This window comes from Microbacterium sp. NPDC058062 (genome assembly GCF_042885375.1).
GTDB classification, from domain to species: Bacteria; Actinomycetota; Actinomycetes; order Actinomycetales; family Microbacteriaceae; genus Microbacterium; species Microbacterium trichothecenolyticum_C.
The window spans coordinates 587,675-608,775 of the sequence record NZ_JBHVSC010000002.1; the positions used below are offsets into that span (position 1 = coordinate 587,675).

At 68.1% G+C, this 21,101-nt stretch carries 20 protein-coding genes; 15 read left to right on the forward strand and 5 right to left on the reverse strand.

The features are described from left to right. Positions 1–36 precede the first annotated feature (36 nt). A complete protein-coding gene (locus tag ACFVSU_RS07525) occupies positions 37–921 on the reverse strand; it encodes a hypothetical protein (protein ID WP_387140293.1) in 885 nt (294 codons plus the stop codon). Between the two features lie 241 nt (positions 922–1,162). Here ACFVSU_RS07525 and ACFVSU_RS07530 point away from each other — a divergent pair, with 241 nt between their 5' ends. Continuing rightward, positions 1,163–1,804 carry a hypothetical protein gene (locus ACFVSU_RS07530; protein WP_387140296.1) on the forward strand — a complete coding sequence of 214 codons (642 nt, stop codon included), beginning with the start codon at positions 1,163–1,165 and terminating at the stop codon, positions 1,802–1,804. Between the two features lie 51 nt (positions 1,805–1,855). Further along, positions 1,856–2,854: an MMPL family transporter gene (locus ACFVSU_RS07535; RefSeq protein ID WP_387140299.1), complete on the forward strand. Its 999-nt coding sequence runs from the start codon at positions 1,856–1,858 to the stop codon at positions 2,852–2,854. Here ACFVSU_RS07535 and ACFVSU_RS07540 read toward each other — a convergent pair. Continuing rightward, positions 2,851–3,174 carry a winged helix-turn-helix domain-containing protein gene (locus ACFVSU_RS07540; protein WP_387140302.1) on the reverse strand — a complete coding sequence of 108 codons (324 nt, stop codon included), beginning with the start codon at positions 3,172–3,174 and terminating at the stop codon, positions 2,851–2,853. The two genes, ACFVSU_RS07535 and ACFVSU_RS07540, sit on opposite strands and share 4 nt — an antisense overlap. A gap of 350 nt (positions 3,175–3,524) precedes the next feature. On the opposite strand from ACFVSU_RS07540, the gene ACFVSU_RS07545 reads away from it, so the two are divergent. From ACFVSU_RS07545 to ACFVSU_RS07595, 11 genes are all read left to right on the forward strand, one after another. After that, positions 3,525–4,259, forward strand: coding sequence for a hypothetical protein (locus ACFVSU_RS07545; protein ID WP_387140305.1), 735 nt, complete (start codon positions 3,525–3,527; stop codon positions 4,257–4,259). A 1-nt stretch (position 4,260) separates the two neighbouring features. Beyond that, the gene (locus ACFVSU_RS07550) at positions 4,261–4,872 is read left to right on the forward strand and encodes a M23 family metallopeptidase (RefSeq protein WP_387140308.1); all 612 of its coding nucleotides are present in this window, start codon (positions 4,261–4,263) and stop codon (positions 4,870–4,872) included. A gap of 21 nt (positions 4,873–4,893) precedes the next feature. After that, entirely contained in the window at positions 4,894–5,190 is a 297-nt protein-coding gene (locus ACFVSU_RS07555) for a hypothetical protein (RefSeq protein ID WP_310250290.1), read from the forward strand. Positions 5,191–5,300: 110 nt separating this feature from the next. Beyond that, the gene (locus ACFVSU_RS07560; RefSeq protein ID WP_387140311.1) at positions 5,301–6,650 is read left to right on the forward strand and encodes a hypothetical protein; all 1,350 of its coding nucleotides are present in this window, start codon (positions 5,301–5,303) and stop codon (positions 6,648–6,650) included. Continuing rightward, a complete protein-coding gene (locus ACFVSU_RS07565) occupies positions 6,647–8,140 on the forward strand; it encodes an SCO6880 family protein (protein ID WP_387140314.1) in 1,494 nt (497 codons plus the stop codon). Before ACFVSU_RS07560 ends, ACFVSU_RS07565 begins: the two co-directional genes overlap by 4 nt. Then, entirely contained in the window at positions 8,140–9,753 is a 1,614-nt protein-coding gene (locus tag ACFVSU_RS07570) for a hypothetical protein (RefSeq protein WP_387140317.1), read from the forward strand. Before ACFVSU_RS07565 ends, ACFVSU_RS07570 begins: the two co-directional genes overlap by 1 nt. Further along, positions 9,753–11,075 carry an AAA family ATPase gene (locus tag ACFVSU_RS07575; RefSeq protein WP_387140320.1) on the forward strand — a complete coding sequence of 441 codons (1,323 nt, stop codon included), beginning with the start codon at positions 9,753–9,755 and terminating at the stop codon, positions 11,073–11,075. Before ACFVSU_RS07570 ends, ACFVSU_RS07575 begins: the two co-directional genes overlap by 1 nt. 15 nt (positions 11,076–11,090) lie before the next feature. Further along, entirely contained in the window at positions 11,091–12,929 is a 1,839-nt protein-coding gene (locus ACFVSU_RS07580; protein WP_387140323.1) for a type IV secretory system conjugative DNA transfer family protein, read from the forward strand. Further along, a complete protein-coding gene (locus ACFVSU_RS07585; RefSeq protein WP_387140326.1) occupies positions 12,926–13,321 on the forward strand; it encodes a hypothetical protein in 396 nt (131 codons plus the stop codon). The genes ACFVSU_RS07580 and ACFVSU_RS07585 overlap by 4 nt, the downstream gene beginning before the upstream one ends. Continuing rightward, positions 13,318–13,842, forward strand: coding sequence for a hypothetical protein (locus ACFVSU_RS07590; RefSeq protein ID WP_387140329.1), 525 nt, complete (start codon positions 13,318–13,320; stop codon positions 13,840–13,842). The genes ACFVSU_RS07585 and ACFVSU_RS07590 overlap by 4 nt, the downstream gene beginning before the upstream one ends. Continuing rightward, the gene (locus ACFVSU_RS07595) at positions 13,839–14,285 is read left to right on the forward strand and encodes a single-stranded DNA-binding protein (RefSeq protein WP_387140332.1); all 447 of its coding nucleotides are present in this window, start codon (positions 13,839–13,841) and stop codon (positions 14,283–14,285) included. The genes ACFVSU_RS07590 and ACFVSU_RS07595 overlap by 4 nt, the downstream gene beginning before the upstream one ends. A gap of 305 nt (positions 14,286–14,590) precedes the next feature. Here ACFVSU_RS07595 and ACFVSU_RS07600 read toward each other — a convergent pair whose 3' ends face one another. Continuing rightward, positions 14,591–14,851: a hypothetical protein gene (locus ACFVSU_RS07600; protein ID WP_387140335.1), complete on the reverse strand. Its 261-nt coding sequence runs from the start codon at positions 14,849–14,851 to the stop codon at positions 14,591–14,593. Positions 14,852–14,927: 76 nt separating this feature from the next. Here ACFVSU_RS07600 and ACFVSU_RS07605 point away from each other — a divergent pair, with 76 nt between their 5' ends. After that, positions 14,928–15,236 carry a hypothetical protein gene (locus tag ACFVSU_RS07605; RefSeq protein WP_387140338.1) on the forward strand — a complete coding sequence of 103 codons (309 nt, stop codon included), beginning with the start codon at positions 14,928–14,930 and terminating at the stop codon, positions 15,234–15,236. A gap of 25 nt (positions 15,237–15,261) precedes the next feature. Here the strand turns inward: ACFVSU_RS07605 and ACFVSU_RS07610 are convergent, their stop codons facing one another. Beyond that, on the reverse strand, positions 15,262–18,378 hold the full coding sequence (locus tag ACFVSU_RS07610; RefSeq protein ID WP_387140341.1) for an AAA family ATPase: 3,117 nt from the start codon (positions 18,376–18,378) through the stop codon (positions 15,262–15,264). Between the two features lie 381 nt (positions 18,379–18,759). Here ACFVSU_RS07610 and ACFVSU_RS07615 point away from each other — a divergent pair, with 381 nt between their 5' ends. Beyond that, positions 18,760–19,104 carry a DUF2750 domain-containing protein gene (locus ACFVSU_RS07615; RefSeq protein WP_387140344.1) on the forward strand — a complete coding sequence of 115 codons (345 nt, stop codon included), beginning with the start codon at positions 18,760–18,762 and terminating at the stop codon, positions 19,102–19,104. A 70-nt stretch (positions 19,105–19,174) separates the two neighbouring features. Here ACFVSU_RS07615 and ACFVSU_RS07620 read toward each other — a convergent pair whose 3' ends face one another. After that, on the reverse strand, positions 19,175–21,100 hold the full coding sequence (locus tag ACFVSU_RS07620) for a DUF3732 domain-containing protein (protein ID WP_387140347.1): 1,926 nt from the start codon (positions 21,098–21,100) through the stop codon (positions 19,175–19,177). Position 21,101: the final 1 nt, after the last annotated feature.

Here is a 21,101-nt window from a genome sequence, read left to right on the forward strand (position 1 = left end):
CATCTCGCAACCCCGGGGGTGGGCGCAGACAGGGTGCTACCGTTGCAGCCCCACCCGAGGGCCAGTCGGTGCGCTGTGGGTGTTGACGAGGGCAGCCCGCGCACGGTCTTCCGCGGCACGAACCTCGGGGGCCAGGCCGCGCCGCAGGACGAGCTCAGCCTCGGCAGTGTCGGCGGCGAGCGACAGCCTACGATAGTCGTCGAGCAGGCCGGTGTATGCCGCCAGCTTCTCCGTCCGCTCGTCTTCCAGGGCCGTTCGTTCGCCGGCGAGCGCCGTGGTTGTCGCGCTACGGCCATGACTGACGGAGGCCGAGCCGGCGAGGGCGGCATCCATTGTCAGCAGGCGCCGTTTGGCGAGGTGGAGCCAGTCTTTCCGCTCCTCGAGGTCGCGGCGCAGGGCGTGCTGTCGCCGGCGGTAGAGGTGCGCCACGCGGTCGAGGTCGACGATGGTGCCGTGGGGACGGCGTGTGGCGTCGTGCCAGAGTGCGGCGGCGGTGTCGGGTGCGGGGGTGCGGGCGGCGCGGTCGAGCTCGGTGCGGGCCGCACGGAGCGAGTCGTCGACGGTCACTTCCGGCAGCCCGCGGAGCATGCTGTCGGCGATCTGGTCACGTGCACCGGCGTCGCTGCGAGCGATCGCGATCGCCTCGTTGTGGTCGCGACCGCGGGTCATCCCTACATACAGCCCGGCGGCGTCCACACCGGGTCCGACGACGGCGGCGTCGGTCGTCTCTCCTTGGATGCCGTGCACGGTGGACGCGTACGCAAGATGCATGTGATCAGCGGCGTAGTCGTGGCTGACCGTGCGCACCTCGTGACCTACGGCCCCGCTGCAGAGTTCCAGGCCGGCGGGAGTGATCCGGCGCAGGATCCACAGCGCCCGGTTCTCGACGTCGGCGTGCCGGTCGTTGCGGCGGGTCTGCACGACGTCGCCCTCGAGGAGCCGCTGCTCACCTTGGCCGATAGCGTTTCCACGTCTGATTGACGGGATCTGAGTCTCCTAGCACGATGCCGATTGATAGCGCAGGGGGAGGTGATTCTGTCATTTGAAGGCCCCGCCCATGGTTCGAGGTTCAGCAGTCCGGGATCACGCTCGACGATCCAGCACCCCAAGCTACCCTCCGCGTGCAGGTTGGGACTGACATCAACGGCTTAGCGAAGCACGTGTGGCCGGCGTCTTCGCCATGGAGGCGATGTGGACGCGATACCTCCCGCATACCCAGATGATCCGTCTCATCATCGAGGAAGGGATCGTCGGCGAAGTCCGCAGCGTCATCGCCGACCACGGCCAACCCCTGGCAGCGGACCCTACCCACCGACTGCTGCAGCCCGGGACCGGAGGCGGCGCTTTGCTGGATCTCGGCATCTATCCGATTCAGCTCGACTCGATGGTGCTCGGAGAGCCGTCGTCGATCACCACGATCGGCTCGTTGACCTCGTCGGGGGTAGACGCCACGGCCACGGTCGTGCTCGGGCACGGGGACGAACAGTCCACGTTGATGACGTCGATCCTCACCTCGACGCCGACCGTGGCACACATCTGCGGCACCACGGCGCGTATCAGCATCCATGCCCCGTTCCACGTCCCCGCCACTTTCACGCTGCGCTCCCAGAACTACTTAGATGAGCCGGTCATCTGGCGTGATCCGACCGGGCTGGAACTGATGGCCGGGCTGGCCTGGGAGGCGACCGCCTTCGCCCGGTACGTCGGGGAAGGGCGGGCTGAGTCCCCCCTGCACACGCACGCTGAGACCGTTTCCATCCTGGCGACGATCGACGAAGCGCGCCGGCAATTGGGAGCCCGCTGACCGGTCCTCGTTCTTTCGGGATGTCAGGAGCCTCCACCAGACCCGGGGCTCATGGGCACCGCCGGAACCGCCGTGGTGTTCGCCGGACTCACGGTGATCGTCGCCTTGAGCGCGCTTATGGTCGCGGGCATCGGCTCGATCACCGAGATGGGCATGGCCGCCGCCTTCGCCGTCGCCGTCGCCGTCCTGCTGGCGCTCACGCTGCTGCCGGCGCTGATGCGCACGCTCGGGCTGCGCGCGCTGTCGCGCTCGCAGCGCCGTGCCCGCGAGGCGGGCGAGCTGTGGACTGAGGGCCGGTCGCACAAGCGCGGGCTCATCCGCGGGTGGAGCGCATTTGTGGTCAAGCGCCCTGTCGTCGCCCTCGTGGGCGGACTGGTGCTCCTCGCGATCGCGGCCCTCCCGATGCTCAGCATGAAGACCGCGTTCAACGTGCCCGGCGGCGCCGACCCGCTGTCGACGGAGCGCAGCGCGTACAACCTCGTCCTTGATGGGTTCGGCGGGGTGCAGAGCCCGCTCATCGTGCTCGCCGAGGGCGATGACGTCGCCTCTCAGACGGGCGCGATCGAGAGGGAGGTCGCCGGGATCGACGGGGTCGAGCGCGTGATGCCGGCCGAGCTCAGCGCGTCAGACGCCATTGCGCGCATCGTCGTCATCCCCGACGGCAGCCCCATCGACGACGCGACGAAGGACGCGGTGCACGAGATCCGCGATCGCGCCGATGACCGCGCCGGAGTGAATCTGGAGGTGACCGGCGAGACCGCCATCGGCATCGACCAGGATCAGCAGCTCATGCAGGCCCTGGTCACCTACCTCATCGCGATCGTGCTCATCTCCCTCGTGCTGATGATCGTGTTGTTCCGCTCGCTGCTGAACCCGCTCATCGCCACACTCGGCTATCTGCTGTCGGTGGGCGCCTCGTTCGGCGCCAGCGTCGCGGTGTTCCAATGGGGCTGGCTCGATCCCCTCATTCCGGCCCCGCAGGGCGACCCGATGCTGAGCCTGCTGCCCCCGATCCTCGTCGGGGTGCTATTCGGCCTCGCGATGGACTAAAACTCACCGATCGCGAAACCTAGCCGGAGGTACAGATCCGTTACGGCTTCATCGTTCGCTCTGTACCGTACCCAGATCCCGCGGCGCGGGTGGGCTTCGTCATACGGCGGGTCGGAGATGACGAGGCCCGCTGCTTCGAGTTCGTTGAGGCGGGGCTGGACGGTGCTTGCGCCGAGCTGGAGGGCATCGCAGATGGGGCGGATGGGGACGCCGGGGTTGGTGCGGAGATAGCGCAGGATTGCGGTCTTGACGAGACTGCCGAGGAGGGCGACGGGTTCTTCGGCGTCTTCGGATCCGGCCGGCTGCGCGAGTCTAGGCATATCGCAAGAATACGATTTAGACGTTTACATGCCAAGAATATTGCTATACGGTGTTCTCCATGTTGAGGATGTCGCTTCCCCACGAGCCGGCCGTCGGGCCGGGCGACGGAGGCGTGTCCCCCGAAGTGGGGACAGACGATCACCTGATTGCAGGTCTAAAATTTCGGATCGCTCGCCGCAGTCGCCGTGACTCCTCCCCCCGTGAGACTGTTGATCGAGTTCTCCACAACCTTGCGAGATTTCTCGCGGTGGAGAACCCTTTCGTGCGTATGATGCCGTCACGGCGACCGTCCCCCAGCGCGTCCCGTCCGCGCACGGTTGCCGTCCTGAACGATCAGGAGGGCTGACAGGTGACGACGAACCAGACGTCAGGGCACAGCGGCCTGGTGTGGGCGATCCTCGGCGGCGCCGTCCTCATTGCGGGTCTGGTGGCGATCATCGTCAGCTCGCTGCTCACACAGCCGACACCCTCACCAAGCGGTACCGCATCCGAGTCGCCGAGCAGCGCAGCACCCACCATGGGGGCAGCTGACCGTGACGTGGTGGATGCGTCTGTGGGTGAGCGGGGTTGGGTTCCGGAGCCGATCACGACAGGTCGCGAGGTGTACATCCGTGCCGCGTTGGAGGCGGCGTCGACTTTCGACACTCAACTGAGTACTCGTGAGGAGTGGCTCGATTACCTCGACACCTGGTTCACCCCCGACACCCGCTACACCGCCGAAGCCGACCAAGAGGCCGCGATGCAAGCCTCCTTGGTCGAGTTCCATCAGGGAGTTGTGCTGCCGCAGGAGGAGTGGGACTCGCTTGCGAACGAAGACGGCCGTGTCGTCGCCGCCACCAGTGGCGATGTGGCGTATGTGCCGGTGACGGATGATGCGTCGGGTGACATGTCGATCGGGACGTCGGATGTGACGTTGCTGTTCACCCGGTCCGACGGCGGTGGTGGGGAGACGGCGTATGAGGAGCAGGTGCGGGTGAGCGTGCAGGTGCTGTGCGGCCCGGGGTCGGTCCCGACGCGGGATTCCGCGCAGCAGGCGGGCGATTGCAAGGTGGTCCGCTACTTCACGGAGCCGTTGGAGCCCTGACATGGGCGCCCCGGTGATCACCGCCGCAGCCCTCCGCTCGAGGACTGGCCGGAAGATCCTGACAGGGGCCCTCCTCATCTTTGCCCTGGTCGTGGCCCTGCTGCTGACCCCGCTGGTCGCGATCCCGTTCGCCATCGCGGGCGGCACCGCCAGTGCCGTGCCGACGAAGGTTGACGCGGCGCCCGTCGCGAGCGGGGAGTGGGGTTTCCCGCTGGCGGGCGGGTATTCGAAGGGGCGGGGTTTCGGCTATCACCCGGTGCAGGGGTGCGGCTACTGCTCCACGAATCATCAGGGTTACGACATGGCGCAGGGCTGTGGCGCGACCATCTATGCCGCCGGGCCCGGGCGGGTGATCACCTCCGGGTCCTGGCAGGGGTATGGGAACGCGGTCCGCATCGATCACGGCGACCAGGTCGTCACGCTCTACGGGCACATGCAATGGGGATCACTTCGCGTGACCGTCGGCGAGGAGGTCGCCGCGGGCGCACCGCTGGGGGCGGAGGGCAATACCGGCAAGTCGTTCGGGTGCCATCTGCATTACGAAGTTCAGAAGTCCGGAACTCCGGTAGATCCGGAGCCGTTCATGGCCGGCCTCGGCCTGCAACTGAAGTAGCAACCAGCAAGGAGCAGCCTCGTGCGCACACTCATCGTTCCGGGTGATGTCGACGTTCCCGACATCCAACCGGACTTCTCCGCCCCGTTCTTCCAGGGCTTCCAGGTCATCGCGTCCTACATCCTGGCCGGTGCGATGCTCGTGGTGCTGATCATGCTGATCATCGCCGGCGCCGCTCTCGCCTTCCGCGGCCTCGCGTCCGACCGGGTGCGGACCTGGGCGGGCGAGAACATCCTGTGGATCTTCATCGCCGCTGCCGTGCTCGGCGCCGCATCCGGCCTGTTCGCCTGGTTCGTGAACTTCGACTTCGGATTCTGATGAACCTCCACCGGGCGCTCCGCCTCGGCCTCGCCGTCGGCATCGCCCTCGTCATCGGCACAGGCGGGAGCGCGCAAGCGACCACCGTCGACAGCGCCGCTCCCGTCGCGATGGATGCGGTCACCGGAGAACCGTGGTCGGCGCCCGCGTTTCCGGTGGACTGCAAGGTCACCAGTGGGCAGGTGAGTTGCACACCGACGGATACGGACAAGGTCACAGCGCAGCAATGCTTCATGGGTGTCGCCCTGGGCGGGGCAAGCGCGACTGTGTGCAGCACGTACGAAGGCCACATTCAAGCTATTCAGGCGGATGGTGGACGCCCTCTGGACGTGAAGTATGGGTGCAGTCTCGGGGATGCGGTGTGTCTGACGTTCGAGAACGCGGGGCGGGGGATGGCGTTGTCGGCGACCGGGGTGATGTTCCTGGTGGCGGACAACATGCGGTTCGACACGTCGACGTTGTTGTGGTCGGCGGCGGTGGAGCAGTGGTCGTTCTGGCAGTGGGCGATCCTGATCATCACGTTCGCCGCGATGGTGTGGGCGATCGCTGCGGCCGTGGTCTCCGGAGACCGGGACGAGCTGGTCGGTGCGTTGGTGCGGTCGTTCATCGCGATCCCGGCGGTGCCGGTCACGCTGTGGTTGACAGGGCATCTGCTGAACGCGGTCGATGACATGACCTGGTACATCCTCAACGGCGACGGCCCGGCGTCGTTGTACTCGACGTTGCAGTCAGTGATGTGGGCGGGTGGGCAGGCGAACTACTTCTTCGCGTTCCTCATCCATGGGCTGCTGATGCTGGGGATGTTCTTGCTGATGTTGGTGTTCGCGTTCCGCAACATCGCGCTCGCGGCGCTGATCATGGTGGGCCCGGTCGCCTGGATGCTGTTCCCGGTGAAGCGGATCGGACCACAGTGGGTGGTCGGCTACGTGTCCGCGGTGATGGTGCTGCTGTTGACGGCGCCGCTCACGATCGGGTTCGTCACCCTCATCGTCCACGGACTCGCATCCGTGAAGACGATCTGGAACCCGCAGTGCTGGCCACTGCTGATCGGCCTAGTGCTGGTCGCGTTCGCACCGTTCGCGATCTTCGGGCTGTTCAGCTTCACCGGCGCGGTCGCCGCCGATGCCATCGGCTCCCGGCTCGGCTCCCATGGCGGCCGGATGGCCGCCACCGGTGCCCGCGGGGTCGCCAGCATCCCCACCCGCCTCGGCGGCCTCCCCTCCGGGATCCGCCCCGCCGGCGCCGGGCCCGCCGCCACGGGTCCGTCCGCGAGTCCTTCGGCGGGGCGATCGGCTCCGGCGACCGCGCCGCGCGGCGCCGCAACACCCGCGCAGGGCCGCACTTCGGCATCCGGCGGCACGCGCACCGCTCCCCCACCTTCTTCGACGGGATCGCCGTCGCCACGTCCCTCGTCACCGCCACCACCGCAACCGCCTCGATCCGAGGGGAGCCTGTCATGACTTCTACGCCCGAGTATTCGCGTCCGGTGCGGCTGCCGCGCCGGTCCCGGCAAGGCGTCGTGATGGGCATGGACCCGTGGCAGCTCACCTTCCTCACCGCCGCCGCCCTCGCCCTGCTGATCTTCGTGAACCGGTTCGGCCCGCTCGGCCTGCTCTACGGGGCACCGATCTACCTCGGGTTCGGGGTGACCGCGCTCACCAACATCCACGGGGTGTCTACGCCGCGGATGGCGGGGCTGTGGCTGGTGAAGCAGGTTCGCCACACCGCCGGGGCGACCACCCACACCTACCGGCCCGAACGCCCCCAGCTGGTCGGCACGCTGAATCTGCCGGGCACCCGCGCGTCCCTGCAGCTGTGGGACGCCACCGGGACGGCGGCCATCTACAACCCGCACGACCGGTCGGTGTCCGTGGTGGCGGAGCTTGAGGTGCAGGGGTTCTTGATGCACGACCTGCCGGAGCGGTATGACCTGGCCGAGCAGTTCGACCGCGTCCTCGGGCCGTTCACGCAACGCCCCGGGGTGAAGCGGGTGACGTTGCAGGAACGCACCCTGCCGACCACGATCCGCGCCGCCCGCGACCACTACGACACCGTGCGCCGCATCCGCGACCTCAACCCCGACTCCCCCGTCGCCCACAACTATCAGGACGTGATGGACCGCTCCGAACGCTTCGAAGTCGCCCACCGCAACTACCTCATCCTCACCCTCGACCTGGTCACCCTCGGCGCCCAGTTGAAAGCGCTCGGCGGCGGGAAGGACGCGATCGTGGCGTTGGCGCACATCGAGGCCGGCAACCTCGCCGACGCGCTGGGCGCCGCGAAGATCAAGGTGCGCCGGTGGCTCGCACCCCGGGATGTCGCCGCGCTCGGGCGGCTCGCGTTCGATCCGGAGTTCGCGGCGATCGTGCAGAACCGTCCCGATGTGGTGGCGGGGGTGGATCCGGTGGCGATCGGGCCGATGTTCCTGGACGAGCCGAAGGGGCGCAACGGGATCGTGGTCACCGACTCCGGTGTGCACACCACGATGTGGGTGCACGAGTGGCCCCGCTCCGACAGCCCGGTCGGGTTCTTGGCGCCGGTGGTGTTCGCCCGGCACCCGCACACCGGGGAGGCGATCACCCACATCTTCTCCATCGTCCTTACCCCCGTCCCGGTGTCGAAGGCGTTGAAGCGGATCCGGGATGAGAAGAAGGTGTGGCGCGGCAACGAGAAGCTGCGCGCGAAGCGCGGTGCGGACGGATCGGCGGCGGATGCCGCGGACTGGAAGGCGTTGGAGCAGCAGGAGCAGGAGATCGCGAACGGGCACGGCGAGTTCCAGTACGGCGCCTACCTCACCGTCACCGCCCCCGACGAGGAACGCCTGGACCAGGCGATCGCCGGGATGCGCAACGCGCTGTCGCGGGCGGGCATGGAGGCGCAGATCCTGTACTGCCAGCAGGCCGAGGCGTTGATGGTGAACGCGATCCCGGTCGGGTTGGGGATGAAGTGATGACCCGCCACGCCGCCACCTTCACCCCCACCGGCCTCACCCGCCGCGAGAAGCGCGACCTGCAAATGCAGATCACCCACGCCCAGACCAACGCGGCGCCCGCCCGGTCGTCGCGGCGGGATCGGTCGCTGCCGGAGCCGGCGGTGCCGGGGCCGTTCGGGCCGGGGATCACGCAGGGCGGGTACTGGAATCTGGCGAAGGCGTGGATCCCCGCCCATCAGGCGACCTCGCAGCACATCGCCGGGATCTACCCGTTCGTCGCCGACAGTGGTCTCGGCCACCGCGGCCCGATCCTTGGGGTGGATTTGAACGCGGACGCGCTGTGGCATTTCTCACCGTGGGAGGCCTACGTCGACGCCACCGAGCGGGGCACGTTCTCCACCAACATCCTGGTGCTCGGCGCCTACCGGGGCGGGAAGTCCGCCACCGTGAAGACCCTGGTCACCCGCTCCATCGCGTTCGGTCACCAGGTCGTCGTCCCCTCCGACCCGAAGGGCGAATGGGTGACGGTGGCGGAGGCGATCCCGGGTGGGCGGGTGATCCGGCTCGGTGGAGGCACCGGCACCCGTCTCAACCCGCTCGACCGTGGCCCGCGCCGCACCGGGGCGTCGGATGAGCAGCACGAGCAAATGGTGAAGCAGCGTCGCATCGGCACCCTCATCGCCCTGATTGAGATGACGCTCGGTGGTCGGCTCACTGCCGTCGAGCACGCCGCCATCCTCGACGCCCTTGACCGCTGCATCACCCGCTCCAACGACCACCCCACCCTGCGCGGCGTCTACGACGAGCTCGGGCACCTGGCCGGCGACACCACGGCCGCGTTCCGGGCCGCGGAGGGCGCGATCCAGCCCCGGTTCGTGCTGCGTCGTTTCGTGGAGGGCGACCTCAGTGGGTTGTTCGAAGACGAGTCCACTGTGGAGTTCGACCAGGACGCCCCGATCGTTGTCACCGACACCAGCGAACTGTTCGCCCGTGGGGATCTTGCCGCGCAGCTGACGCAGGTGTGCTCGACCGCGTGGATCCAGGCTGTGATCTCCGATCGCGCTGCCAGGCGGACGCGGTATGTGGTGCGGGAGGAGGGGTGGCGGGACATGACGTCGCTGGCGTCCTTGCAGATGTTCCAGCAGTGGCTGAAACTGTCCCGGCATTACGGGATCAGCAACATCGTGATCCTGCACAAGATGGGCGACCTCGACGCCGTCGGCGACGCCGACTCCCTGGAACGCTCCCTGGCGTATTCGATCGTCGGGGACATCGAGAACAAGTTCATCTTCCGCGTCAACCACCAAGAACAAGCCGCCCTGCGCGCGCGGCTGAACATGCCCGCCCCACACGTGGAGATGGCGAGGCAGCTGCGCAAGGGCGAGTTCCTCGCCTATGTGGGCCAGTACTCCTACCTCGTCGATTGCTTCGCCACCTCGACGCCGTGGGAGTACGCCCTGTTCGCCACGGACGACGCAGTGAACCCGGCCGACCGCGACGACGCCACCCTTCGCGTCCTGGACCCCGACGAACTCGACACCCTCTGGCCCCAACCCGCCGCCGCCAGCGACACCGCCGTGGACGGCTGGTTGCAGCAAGAGGGTGCCCGTGACCTGACCGAGGAGCAATGATGAGCACAACCACGCACCGACCGCGGACCTACGCGACCGTCACCGGCCCGCACGCCACCTTCGTCACCCTCGACGGGCACACCGAACCGGTCGCCCCCACCGCCGACGAGGACATCCGCCACGCGGTGGTGCGCCGCGCCACCGACGAGGCCCGCCGCACCGGCACCCCCATCGAGCTCGTCACCTCCGGCGACCGCGGCGAACACCACCTCCTCATCGACCCCGCCGGCGACCTCTCCCCCCTCCCCACCACCGACCCCGACCAGGCCGGGGACGACGAGGACCTCGACCTGGGCCCGTACCAGGACATTGATGACGCGATCGCGACCGGACGTGGAGAGGAGGTGAGGGAACCGACTCCGCAGCCGGACACTCTCGTTCCAGAATCCGCGCCGGCTGCGGAGTCCACCCGCCCCACCTTCCTGACCCCCACCCCTGCCACCGCCACCCCGCCCGCCACCGGGTGGCGAGGACTGCTCACCGGGCTCGGGTTCACTGTGAAACCGTCTCCGGCCGAGCAGCAGCGGGCCGCGGCGCGGGCGGTGGTGTCCCGGCAGTGGGCGGGATGCCGCACCCTGGCCGTGGTGAACGGCAAAGGCGGGGTCGGCAAGACGATGACCACCGGGATGCTCGCGGCCGTCTACGCCCGGGAAGGCGGCGGAAGCGTGCTCGCGTGGGACAACAACGACACCCGCGGCACCCTGGGCTGGCGCACCGAACAAGGCGGTTACGACACCACTCTCCGCGACCTACTTCCCGTCGCCCGGCACCTGCTCGCGCCGGAGGCGGGGGTGTCGGAGATCGCCCGGTTCGTGCACCACCAGACCGCCGACCGGTATGACGTGCTCCGCTCCAACCCGGAACTGCTCGCCACCGACCAGCGCATCCACGCCGACCAGTTCGATGTGCTGATGCAGGTCGCCGCCCGGTTCTACCGGCTCGTGATCTTCGACTCAGGCAACGACGAGTCCGCGGAACGGTGGCTGCGGATGATCGACTCCTCCTACCAGCTCGTCCTGCCCACCCTCGCCACCGCGGAATCCGCCGAATCCGCATCCCTGCTGCTGGATGCGCTCCGGGGCCGCGATGAACGCTCCGCGGCTCTCGCGGACCGGGCGGTCGTCCTCGTCACCCAGGCCGAACCCACCGGGACTGCGGAGGCGCGGCGGATCGCGGACGGGTTCACCGGGCACGTCCGCGCCGTGCACACCATCCCGTTCGACTCCGCCCTGAAGGCCGGCCCGCTCCGGTTCGACACGCTGCGGCCCCGCACCAAAGATGCGTGGCTGGCCGCCGCCGCGTCCGCCGCCGAAGGTCTCTAAGACGGGACGCGACCGGTGAACCAGAGCATCTTCGGCAAGACCGCGGCGGTCCTCGTCGCCGCCGCGATGCTGCTCGCGCTCGCGTTCGGATTCATTGCCGAAGCCACCACCGCACTCACCTGCGGCGCACGCCCCGCCCCGGCGAACCTGTTCTCCGGACTCGTCCTCGCTGTGACCGGCAACCCCGACTCGTACACCGCCCCCGCCGACTGCGTCCTCCCGGTCGCCGCCATCAGGGTCATCGACATCGTTGCCGTGCTGCTGATCGGCGGGCTAGCCGTGTGGGTGCTGCGGATGGTGCGGCGGTATCGGGAATCGGACCGGGCGTTCATCACCGACCTGCGCACCCGCCCCGGCTTCGCCACCGCCTCGGAGATCCGCGACCACCTCTCCGCCCGGGCGGTGCTGCGCCGCGCCCAGCAGCTCCGCCCCGACATCCCCCAGCCGACCGCCACCGACGTCGGCTGGCGGGTAGGCCGGTCGCGCGGGCAGGACGTGTACGTGTCCATCGAGGACTCCGTCGCCCTCGAAGGGCCGCCCCGGTCGGGGAAGGGGTACCGGGTGCTGATGTCCGCGATCCTGGACTGGTCCGGACCGCTGATCACCACCTCCACCACGAACGACAACCTCACCGCGACGATGCGGATGCGGCAGGCCCGCGGCACCGTGCACGTGTTCGACCCGCAAGGTCTGTCCGGCATCCGCCACCCCCTTCGCATCTCCCCGATCACCGGCTGCGAGGACCCGCTGGTGGCGATGCAGCGCGGGGCAGCGATCATCACCGGCACCGCGCTGGGCAGCTCCCGGACGAATGAGGAATGGGCGCAAGCCGCCGGGGTGGTGCTCGGCCGGCTGCTGCACGCCGCCGCCGTCGGCGGCAAGACCATCACCGAACTGTACGATTGGGGCACCAGCCCGGCGCAGACCCGCGCCGCCGTCGACATCCTGAAGACCGACGGCACCCCCGGCTGGGGGGACAGCCTGGACGCCACCCTGTCCGCCGACGAGAAGCTGGTCTCCTCCATCTGGTTCGGCGTGCAAGGCGCCGTCGCCCCTCTCGCCGTCCCGCAGATCCGCGACGCCCTCCTCCCCCGACCCGGCGACCCGCTGTTTGATCCGCGCGAGTTCCTCGACCAGGCGAATACCCTGTATCTGATCGGGTCGTCTTCCGGGGCGTCCGCGATGGGCGGGTGGCTCGGTGCGGTGCTCGACGACATCGTCGAGGTCGCCCGCACCACCGCGCTCGCCTCTGCCGGCTCCCGCCTCCCCCACCCGCTCGGCCTCATCCTGGATGAGATCGCGAACATGTTCCGGTGGGGGAACCTGCCGCGGATCATGGCCGATGGCGGCGGCCGCGGCATCTGCACGTTCATCGTGCTGCAAGCCCTCTCCCAGGCCGAGACGTCCTGGTCCCGCGCGGAAGCCGACACCATCTGGGCCGCCGCCACCGCGAAGGTGCTGCTGGGCGGCGCCAGCCATGTCGGCCATCTGCGCGACATTGAATCGCTGCTCGGCACCCGTGACACCCGCCGCGAACAACGCTCCTGGTCCACCCGGGAGACCGGCCACGCCACCAGCGAGCACCATGAACGCCGCCCGCTGATGTCCGTCGACGAGATCCGCCGCCTACCGCCCAGCGTCGGTCTGCTCGCCTACCGCAACCGGCGCAGCGTGCTGCTGGACCTCGCCGGGTGGGACGAACGCTCCGACGCGCACACCATCCAGACCGGCAAACGCGAAACCGAACAAGAGCAGCGGGCCGTGTTCGACACGGCCCGCCGCACCCCGACCTCCCGGACATCGGCAGTCCCGGAGTCCGGGAGTGCGGAAGTGGTGGAGGGAGATGAGGGATGAGTAATCGTCGCCGCCCGGCACTGTTCAACCTGTACCGCAACGAGTTCCTCCGCTCGAAAGCATGGTTCGCCCGCCGCGACCGCTGGTTCACCCACCTGGCCGCATCGGGGCAGCCACTCAGCTGCGCCGGCTGCGGCCGGACCGCGACCCGCAGCCAGCTCGAGCTGCATCACCTCGACTACCGCGGGGTCAAGATCACGGGCGGCACGTTCCGGGCCCTCGAACCGGACGAGGACCTCGTCGCGATGCACCCCTACTGCCACGACCTGCTGCACCGGCTCATCGACCGCGACGCCGTGCTCTCCCACGCCCGCACCCGCCGCACCGCCAGCCACCTCGCCCTCGCCCGGCTCCGGCAGAAACTCCGCCCGGACGGAGGAAGCGCCGCATGACCGATCTGCCCCCGCCACCGGACTACGACGACGACATCGCCGGCGACATCGCCGGATACGACCCGAACCACCGGTACGGGCCGTCGGACCCCCTCGGCGCGCACATCATCAACTGGTACACCCTCCCCGACTCCAACGCCCGCGAGGCCTGGGCGGCGCTGCGGGACTGGGTGGAATGGTTCACCGTCCGCTACCGGATCTCCGAATCCGTCGTCCCGGCGTGCTGGTACAAACACGGCCAGCTCGTCGAAGAGCTCTCCGCACTGCACACCGCGCATACCGTCGCGTTCGACGCCACCGACGCCGGGTTCGGACCCATCGGCTGGCACGAACGGCTCAGCCTCGCCCTGCCCCGCCTGACCAAGGCCCACTCCGGCGGCTGTGCGCGCGGCCACGATCCCCTCAAACCCCGCTCCTGGGTGAACGTCACCGACGAGCAGGACTGGAACGCGTGGGCCAGCCAGGCCCATGCCACCGAGACCCCGACCACGGGGTCTCCTGACAGGAAGGAAGAACGATGACCACCAGGATCCCGGTCACCATCGAGGGCAACCTCACCAGTGACCCCGAACACGGCAACGCCGAATTCGGCAACGAATACGCCCGTTTCACCGTCGCCATCAACGACCGGCGGCTCAATGAGACCACCAACCGGTGGGAAGACGTCGGCACCGTGTTCCACCGCGTCGTCGTATTCAACCAGCAGGCCCGGCACGTCGCCGACTCGCTCCGCAAGGGCGACAACGTGATCGTCGCCGGCGACCTCCGGTTCGGCACCTACGTCGACAAGGAGACCGGACAGTCCCGCGAGACCCGCGACATCGTCGCGGACAACGTCGGCGCGTCCCTGAAGTTCGCCGACGTCATCGTCGACCGTTCCCCAAAAGCTAACGGCCCCGCAGCAGACGCTTCGGGGCCGGTAGCGGTACCGGCCTCGTACGCCGGCGCCGAACTGTCGCGCTAACCTGAACCATCAAGCAAGCGGGGCGAGAGTCACTGTACTCTCGCCCCGCCGCTCTGCCCAGCACAGAAATCCGGCCCGCGACACGCCCCCAGACGCGCGTCACATGACGACAACATCCGGACAGCACCGCCACGTCGGGCGTAGTGTCGCCGGCATGAGCGACCTCCTCGACGACGCGCAGACACCGCGCTGTCCCGAGTGCGCCACCTTGCTCCGCGACGCCGGCCACGGCTACAGCTGCCAGACTTGCCGCATCGTCGTCATCGGCAGCATCCCTCCACCCGAGGACTATGGCGTGATGCCGGTCACGTGTAGGTATGGTGCACGTGCCAGTCGTCGGCGCCGCGGTAGACGTCGAACATCAGCACATCACCGGCCTCGTTGGCCGCTTGGAACCGCCACCCGCACGGCCCAAGCGACGGCTCACCCGGAGTGGCCCAGATCGACTCACGCAACCGGGTCGGGCTGTCGGTGATCCGCCATCGGTGACCGGCGTAGAACATCCGCACCGGAATGTCGTCGACCATCCATACGTTTGCCTCGTGTTCGATCTGAGCTGTCGTCATGACCTAAGAGAATAGAACACATGTTCGATGGCGGGTAGAGTCGAAGCGATCGGCCGGAGGAGGGGATCCGGGCGCCATGGGCAGCAATCGCAGGTACGCGGCCTACTTCGACAGGCAGATGGACAACAAGATCCTGCAACGCATCGCCGAGGAAAACCCGCTCCAATCACTGACCCCCGAAGAGCTCCAACAAGACACGCTCCCGATCACACGCGACCCGAAACCGAAGCCCTGCAAAGCCTGGGTACGGTTCGGACCCCACGCGATGCTCGTCGACGCCGTCGTCGTGGTCTGGAACGACATCGCCTGCGGCGTCAGCTTCACCGTCGGCGAGAAGGAGATGCGCTGCTGGGTGTGGGCCAACGCCGTCAGCCCCATCACCTGAACCGCGCCTACGGCTGTCGCGTCGCTCAGCGGCGAAGCGCATTCGCGGAACCATCCGGTGCAACCACCGGCATGACCGCGGTCGGATCCGCACGGTGAAGCGTCGGGGTGACGGCCGCTCGGATCCGACGCTCCGTTTCGACCGCCTGAGCCGTCCGCTCCTCCTCGTACGCGCGCAGGAGTCCGGCATACTCCGCGGTGCGCGCCTCGTATCGATCGGCGAGTTCCTGGCGGGCCTCACGCAACTGGTGGTCGGTCCCGGGGATGCGGCCATGTCCGGTCGCGGTGTCGCCAGCGATGCGAGCGTCAAGTTCGAGCAACGTTCGCCAGCTGGCGTGCAGCCAGTCGCGGGTTTCCTCGAGAGCCATACGGGCGTGATGCTCCCGCTGCTGACCCTCGGATGGTGTCTGGCCGGTGCGGGCTGCCGGTTCGTGGCGCGCCGTTGGCTGGGCGGCTTCCGGGGAACGGGCAGCGCGGCTCAGTTCGGTCTGTGCGGCTCGGATGGAGTCGTCGATGCTCACTTCCGGGATGCCGCGGAGCATGCTGTCTGCGATCCGGTCCCGGGCGGCGGCGTCGGTGCCGGCGATCGCGATGGCCTCGTTGTAGGTGCGGCCGCGGGTCATCCCGACGTATAGCCCGGCCGCGTCCACGCCGGGGCCGACGATGGAGGCGTGGGTGGTTTCGCCTTGGATGCCGTGCACGGTGGACGCGTAGGCGAGGTGGACGTGCTGGGCGGCGTAGTCGGAGGTGACGGTGCGGATGTCGGCGCTGTCGCCGAGGCTGACCAACTCCAGGCCCGCCAGGCTGATGCGGCGGATCGTCCAGCCGGCCCGGTTCTCGACGTCAGCGTTCCGGTCGTTGCGGCGCGTCTGCACCACGTCGCCCTCGAGCAGCCGCTGCTCCCCCTGCCCGACCGCGATCCGCACCAGGGAGAGGTCGCCGGTATCGACGCGACGCTGCTGGATGGCTTCGTTGATCGCGTCGGCCTCGTCGTTGGTGCTGGTCACCAGCGCCACCCGGTGATGCTCGCGCGTCCACCGGAAGTAGGCCTCCACCATCACGTCCCGGGCCTGCACGTGGTCGGAGACCCGGTGGATCAGGCCGAGCTCGTCGAGCTCAGCGGCGACCGCCAGCGCTGCTTCTTTCGAGGCTGGTTCCCGCATCCGCAAGGTCAGCGCGGCGTAGCCCGGGTCGCGGAAGCGGTGCACGGAGGTCAGCTCGACGACGGCCGTGGCCCGGCGGGTGAGCGCGGCCATCGCTCCGGAGTGGCCGACCGGGCGCGCCTGCAGATGGTCACCGACCATCGCGATCCCGGCACCGGCATCCGCGGCGATCGCGGCGAGCGCGTTCGCGGTGTGCAGGTCGATCATGCCCGCCTCATCCACGACCACACGGTCCCCCGCAGCCAGCGGGAAGCGGTGCGGTCCCAGGTAAGGCGGGCCGGTCGACGGGTCGAGGCCGCCAGGGGTGAGCCGGGTCCAGACCTCCGCGCCGGCGGCATCGCGACTCCACCGGAAACCGTGGTCGGCGAGCAGGGCGTGCAGGCTGGACGCGGTGGTGCCCAGTTCGCGGGCGGCGACCGACGCCGCCTTCTTGGTCGGCGCCACGACAACCATTCGCCGACGCTGGCCAGCCAACGCGGCCTTCGCCACCCGCAGCATCGTCGTCTTCCCCGCGCCGGCCGGCCCGGTCACAGAGACCAGTCGATCGGTGCCGGCAATCGCCGCCGCCGCGCGCACCTGCAACTGGTCCAACTCGACCTGCCCCCGCAACACCTGATCGGCGGACCGGGCGGTGGCCGCCTCGCTTGCAGGGGTGCCGGCGAGGGTGAGGGCATCCAGCCGGGCCGCCAGCTCGAGCTTCAGCGCCGCGGTCGCGGTCGCCATGTAACCCTTGACGTGCACCGGCCGCAGCGGCTCGTCCGGCAACAGATCGACGGTCAACTCGAAGGCGCGGCGCGTGACGTCGTCGATGGTGTCCTGCAGCTCCTCCCGCGGAGCGACCACGCCCGAGGAGGCGACCGCCCGGGTCGCGCCGGCTCGAAGGTCGACCAGGCTGAACCGTCCGCCGCACGCGGTGGAGCGCGCATCCGCCTCCACCGCAGCGCGGCAGCCGAGCAGCTCCAAGTCGAGGTCCTCGACAGCGATGGCTTCTAAGGTGACGGGTTCGCGGGGGGTGAGGATGGTCGGGTCGATCGCTTCGAGCTCGTCGGCGATGAGGTGTTCCCACGCGGTCTCGTCGAGGTCGCCGGGCTTGTTCGGGCGGGCCTTCGCCCACGCCAACCTGTCGATCTGATGCAACTGATTCGGGCTCGGCTGCTGGCCTGCATGCTCAGCCCGCCAGGTCGCCAGCAGCATGGCCCGATTGGCCTCGATCTGTGTGGACCGGCGCGAGAGCGGCCGCACCGCACTGGCCAGCTCGGCGATCTCACCATCGCTGTTCAGCGTGTACCCGTGGCGGGCCAGCGCAGCAAGCCAGGCAGGGTCGGTGCCCGCCGCGAGCTCCCCTTCCGCGTTGATGAGCGTGTGCATCTTCATCGCCACCCGTGAATCGACGTTGGACCATTTCCCGTCCTCGCCCAGCACCTTCACGTTCAGCCACAGGTGGCGGTGGACGTGCGGGTCCAGCGCCCGGGACCGCCGATGCTGGAGCTCCACGACCTCCACCCGGTGCAGCGCCTCGCGAATGCGGCCACCGGCGCCGCGCCGCGCATTGAGCTCGCGCTGCCAGATCGTGATGATCCGGTCCCGCAGCCGGTCCTGCAGCGCCTCGAACTCGCGGGCGAGGTCAGGGTTGATGAGCGCGGCGATGCTGTACGACTTCGGCGCGTTGATCGTGCCGTCCAAGATGAGGTCTGCGTCCGCAGATTTGAGATCACGACCCCGTCGCTCCCCGGTCACCGGATCGCACCCGTCTACCCACCGGCGCAGCGCTACTTCGTCCAAAACGTCGGTGCGGATGACGCCCTCTTCGACCGTGAACCGGGTCAGTCCCGTCGCGCCAGGGGTGCCGTATTCGGCGAGCGCGTCGACACCAGCGGATCGCAGATGGGAGTCGCAAGACCCCTTGAGTGCGTAAGCGATCGCCCGTCGAACCCCCTGCGATTCGACACCCCGCTTCCACCGCTCCAGGCCACCGCGCACCCCGCCAGAGTAGCTCCAAATTGCTTAAATCGGAATGACTTCCACAGAAAGTGCCTGCGTGCATTCGCTTTTCTTCCTCGCCTCGCCCCCGTTCGTTCATCGCGCCTCGGGTCTCCGGCTTGCGCCTTGGCCTCGGCTCTCGACTCGCCAGCGTGGCTCTCGGTCGGGTCGGCGCAAAGTTGGTTCGGTGGACCATGGCGCGCCCGAATCTGGCACCCCCATCGCGCAACTCACCGGTCCGGCTATTCGCCCGAGTCCGCCCAGAGCCCGAGGCAGCGGCGGATGCCACCGCAGTCCACCGCCGACTGCGCGTTGGTGAACCGGTCTCCGTGCAACTCGCGAGCCCTCGGCCGCTCTGAACGTAGACGCTAGCGTCGATCCATGAGTACAAGTTCAGTGCACGCGGATGCGTTCTTCCGCGAGCTCGGCCCCGACGGCTCGGTGTGGACAATCGAGGACGACGAGGGCGTCCCAGCGCCGCGCGGGACGGATGGTGCGCGTGCCATGCCCTTCTGGTCGCGCGAGTCGCGAGCGCGTCGGGTGATCGAGAACGTGCCGGCGTACGCCGACTTTCGCACGCGTGAGATTCCCCGCGCGGAGTTCGAGTCCCGCTGGCTTCCTGGCCTGTCGGCAGACGGCTTGCTGATCGGACTGAACTGGGCGGGCGACCAGGCGACCGGCTTCGACTCGACGGTCGCAGACTTCACCGCTCGGCTGAACGCATAGCGACCGGCTTGCGGGCAGACGACGCATAGCACCCGACGGGACGAACCGGCGACTGACCGCAGGCTCAAGACTATGTCTGCAGCCAATCCGCTGGGATCAGCGCGACACCATTTCGCCAGTTGTCGATGATTGCGTCCTGGAACCACTGCTCGGAGAGGTTGGCGTGGTCGCAAACGACGATCTGTAGCTCACCGTTGAGTTTCGCGACGACATCGCGAAGAAGAACAAACTGGCGGCGAACCGCCTCCCAGTCCGCGTCCTCGTCCTGCGCGGCGTCGACGATTTCCTCGGGGAAGAACGCTTGGGTCGGCTGGTCGAGCATGAGGAATCGAGGCACCGGCCGGCCGTGGTCGACAAACCACTCGTGCAAAGCAACGTGGGCGACCAAGTGGTAGCCCACCCAGTTCTCGGCGCTCCCCATTCGTGAGAGTGGACGCCGCCCTCCGGGATAGATCGCAGCGATTGAGAGTTCCGTGGGGTCGAGGACAATTTGGTGCTCGGAGCCCTCCAGTTGGAGTTGTTTGGCGTGTTGTGTCATGCGTCCCGAGATGTCGTCTAGCGCCTCCTGCAGGGCGGCGCCTGGGTTGTCAGCTGCTTCCATCTCCTCGAGTCGCGCGATCTGACCTCGGATAACTCGTTCTCGTTCCTTCAACGATGCGACCTCTTCGTGAGTGTCGACTCCTCGTTCGAGCTCTTGGAGTACGCGACCCTTGAGCTGCGCTACGCGCTCTCGGAGGCTCGCTCCCTCGGCAACGCTCGCTGCCTGTGCCCGTATCGTGTCGAGTTCGACTAGCTCCCTTCGAATAGCAGCCCTGAGTCGAGCACGCTCCTGCTCCAGCGATTCGATGGCGCTCTCACGCTGACGAGCCGACTCGGACGACTTGGCGAGGCTCGTCCGCAGGCGGGTCAGCTGGTCGCGAATCGCGTCGACCGATTCGTCAGGCTGAGGCATCGTTTGGGTGCACAGCGGACACGCGGCAGCGTCGCCCGCCCCTTGGCCAACCGGGATCATGAGTTCGACTGCACTGAGGCGGTCGGCCTGAAAGTTTGCCTCGCTTGCGGCACGATCGCGGGCTTGGAGCAGGGAGCGGAGCGTCTCGGTTCGTGCGTCTACTTGGCGCACCTGCTCGGTCAGGTCGTCGATCGTCCGCGCGTGCTCGCCGTATCGACGAGCGAGCTCCGGATCGTCTTGAATCGCGGGAGGCTCGAATTGCAGGATGGCCTCCAGCTGCGTCCGAGCCGAGCTGAGGCTATCCTCCGAGGGTGGCACACCAAGGGATGCGCCGGTCGACAGCAATCGCATGATTCGAGGCGCTTGGTCATCAAGGTCCCGCTCAACCGCTCTGATGTCATTCTGAAGTCGCTGCAGCACACGACGCGCATTCACCAACTGCCGACGAACCGCGAACTGCTCCGGTGTAGCCGCGCCCAGGAAGTACGGCAACGTGTCCCGAATGGTGGTCTTTATCGCGTTGTCTGCCGCACGATGAAACAGAACATCACGGTTTGCGATCTCGCCTTGCGATTGGAAGCAGAAGAAGAGGGCCTGACGGACGGATACCTCGAATGCGGCGCGAAGAGACCCCGGCTCCGGCTCGACGAGATAACGCTCGATGCCGAGCCTGGACGTAAGCGTGTCTCGAACGACCTCGGTGTCTGCATTCACTTCCAGATCCGCGAACTCAAGCGCTTCCAGAGTCGACCCACCCGTCCGAACCATTGCGTGTGCGGTTGTCGCCGTCTCCGGATTGGGGCGTCCGATGAAAACCCGCTGGTCGCCGAAGCCGACGAGTACGTAGTACCAGGACGCCTGATCGCTAATGACACCGCTGGGAATGGTCACAGTGTTGCGGCCAAGACAGAACTCCACGACGTCGAGGATGGCTGACTTTCCAGTCTTCGACTTGCCCGTGAGCACGTTCAGCGCGCCAGGCACGAATCTCACGTCGCGGCGTTCGCCCGATCTGCTGTAAACCCCCATCGCGATGAGATGCATG

Coding starts and splice junctions, on each gene's coding strand:
- ACFVSU_RS07535 (WP_387140299.1), top strand. CDS start 1,856: ATGGGCACCGCCGGAACCGCCGTGGTGTTCGCCGGACTCACGGTGATC.
- ACFVSU_RS07540 (WP_387140302.1), bottom strand. CDS start 3,174: ATGCCTAGACTCGCGCAGCCGGCCGGATCCGAAGACGCCGAAGAACCC.
- ACFVSU_RS07550 (WP_387140308.1), top strand. CDS start 4,261: ATGGGCGCCCCGGTGATCACCGCCGCAGCCCTCCGCTCGAGGACTGGC.
- ACFVSU_RS07560 (WP_387140311.1), top strand. CDS start 5,301: ATGGATGCGGTCACCGGAGAACCGTGGTCGGCGCCCGCGTTTCCGGTG.
- ACFVSU_RS07565 (WP_387140314.1), top strand. CDS start 6,647: ATGACTTCTACGCCCGAGTATTCGCGTCCGGTGCGGCTGCCGCGCCGG.
- ACFVSU_RS07570 (WP_387140317.1), top strand. CDS start 8,140: ATGACCCGCCACGCCGCCACCTTCACCCCCACCGGCCTCACCCGCCGC.
- ACFVSU_RS07575 (WP_387140320.1), top strand. CDS start 9,753: ATGAGCACAACCACGCACCGACCGCGGACCTACGCGACCGTCACCGGC.
- ACFVSU_RS07585 (WP_387140326.1), top strand. CDS start 12,926: ATGAGTAATCGTCGCCGCCCGGCACTGTTCAACCTGTACCGCAACGAG.
- ACFVSU_RS07590 (WP_387140329.1), top strand. CDS start 13,318: ATGACCGATCTGCCCCCGCCACCGGACTACGACGACGACATCGCCGGC.
- ACFVSU_RS07595 (WP_387140332.1), top strand. CDS start 13,839: ATGACCACCAGGATCCCGGTCACCATCGAGGGCAACCTCACCAGTGAC.
- ACFVSU_RS07600 (WP_387140335.1), bottom strand. CDS start 14,851: ATGACGACAGCTCAGATCGAACACGAGGCAAACGTATGGATGGTCGAC.
- ACFVSU_RS07605 (WP_387140338.1), top strand. CDS start 14,928: ATGGGCAGCAATCGCAGGTACGCGGCCTACTTCGACAGGCAGATGGAC.
- ACFVSU_RS07615 (WP_387140344.1), top strand. CDS start 18,760: ATGAGTACAAGTTCAGTGCACGCGGATGCGTTCTTCCGCGAGCTCGGC.
- ACFVSU_RS07620 (WP_387140347.1), bottom strand. CDS start 21,100: ATGCATCTCATCGCGATGGGGGTTTACAGCAGATCGGGCGAACGCCGC.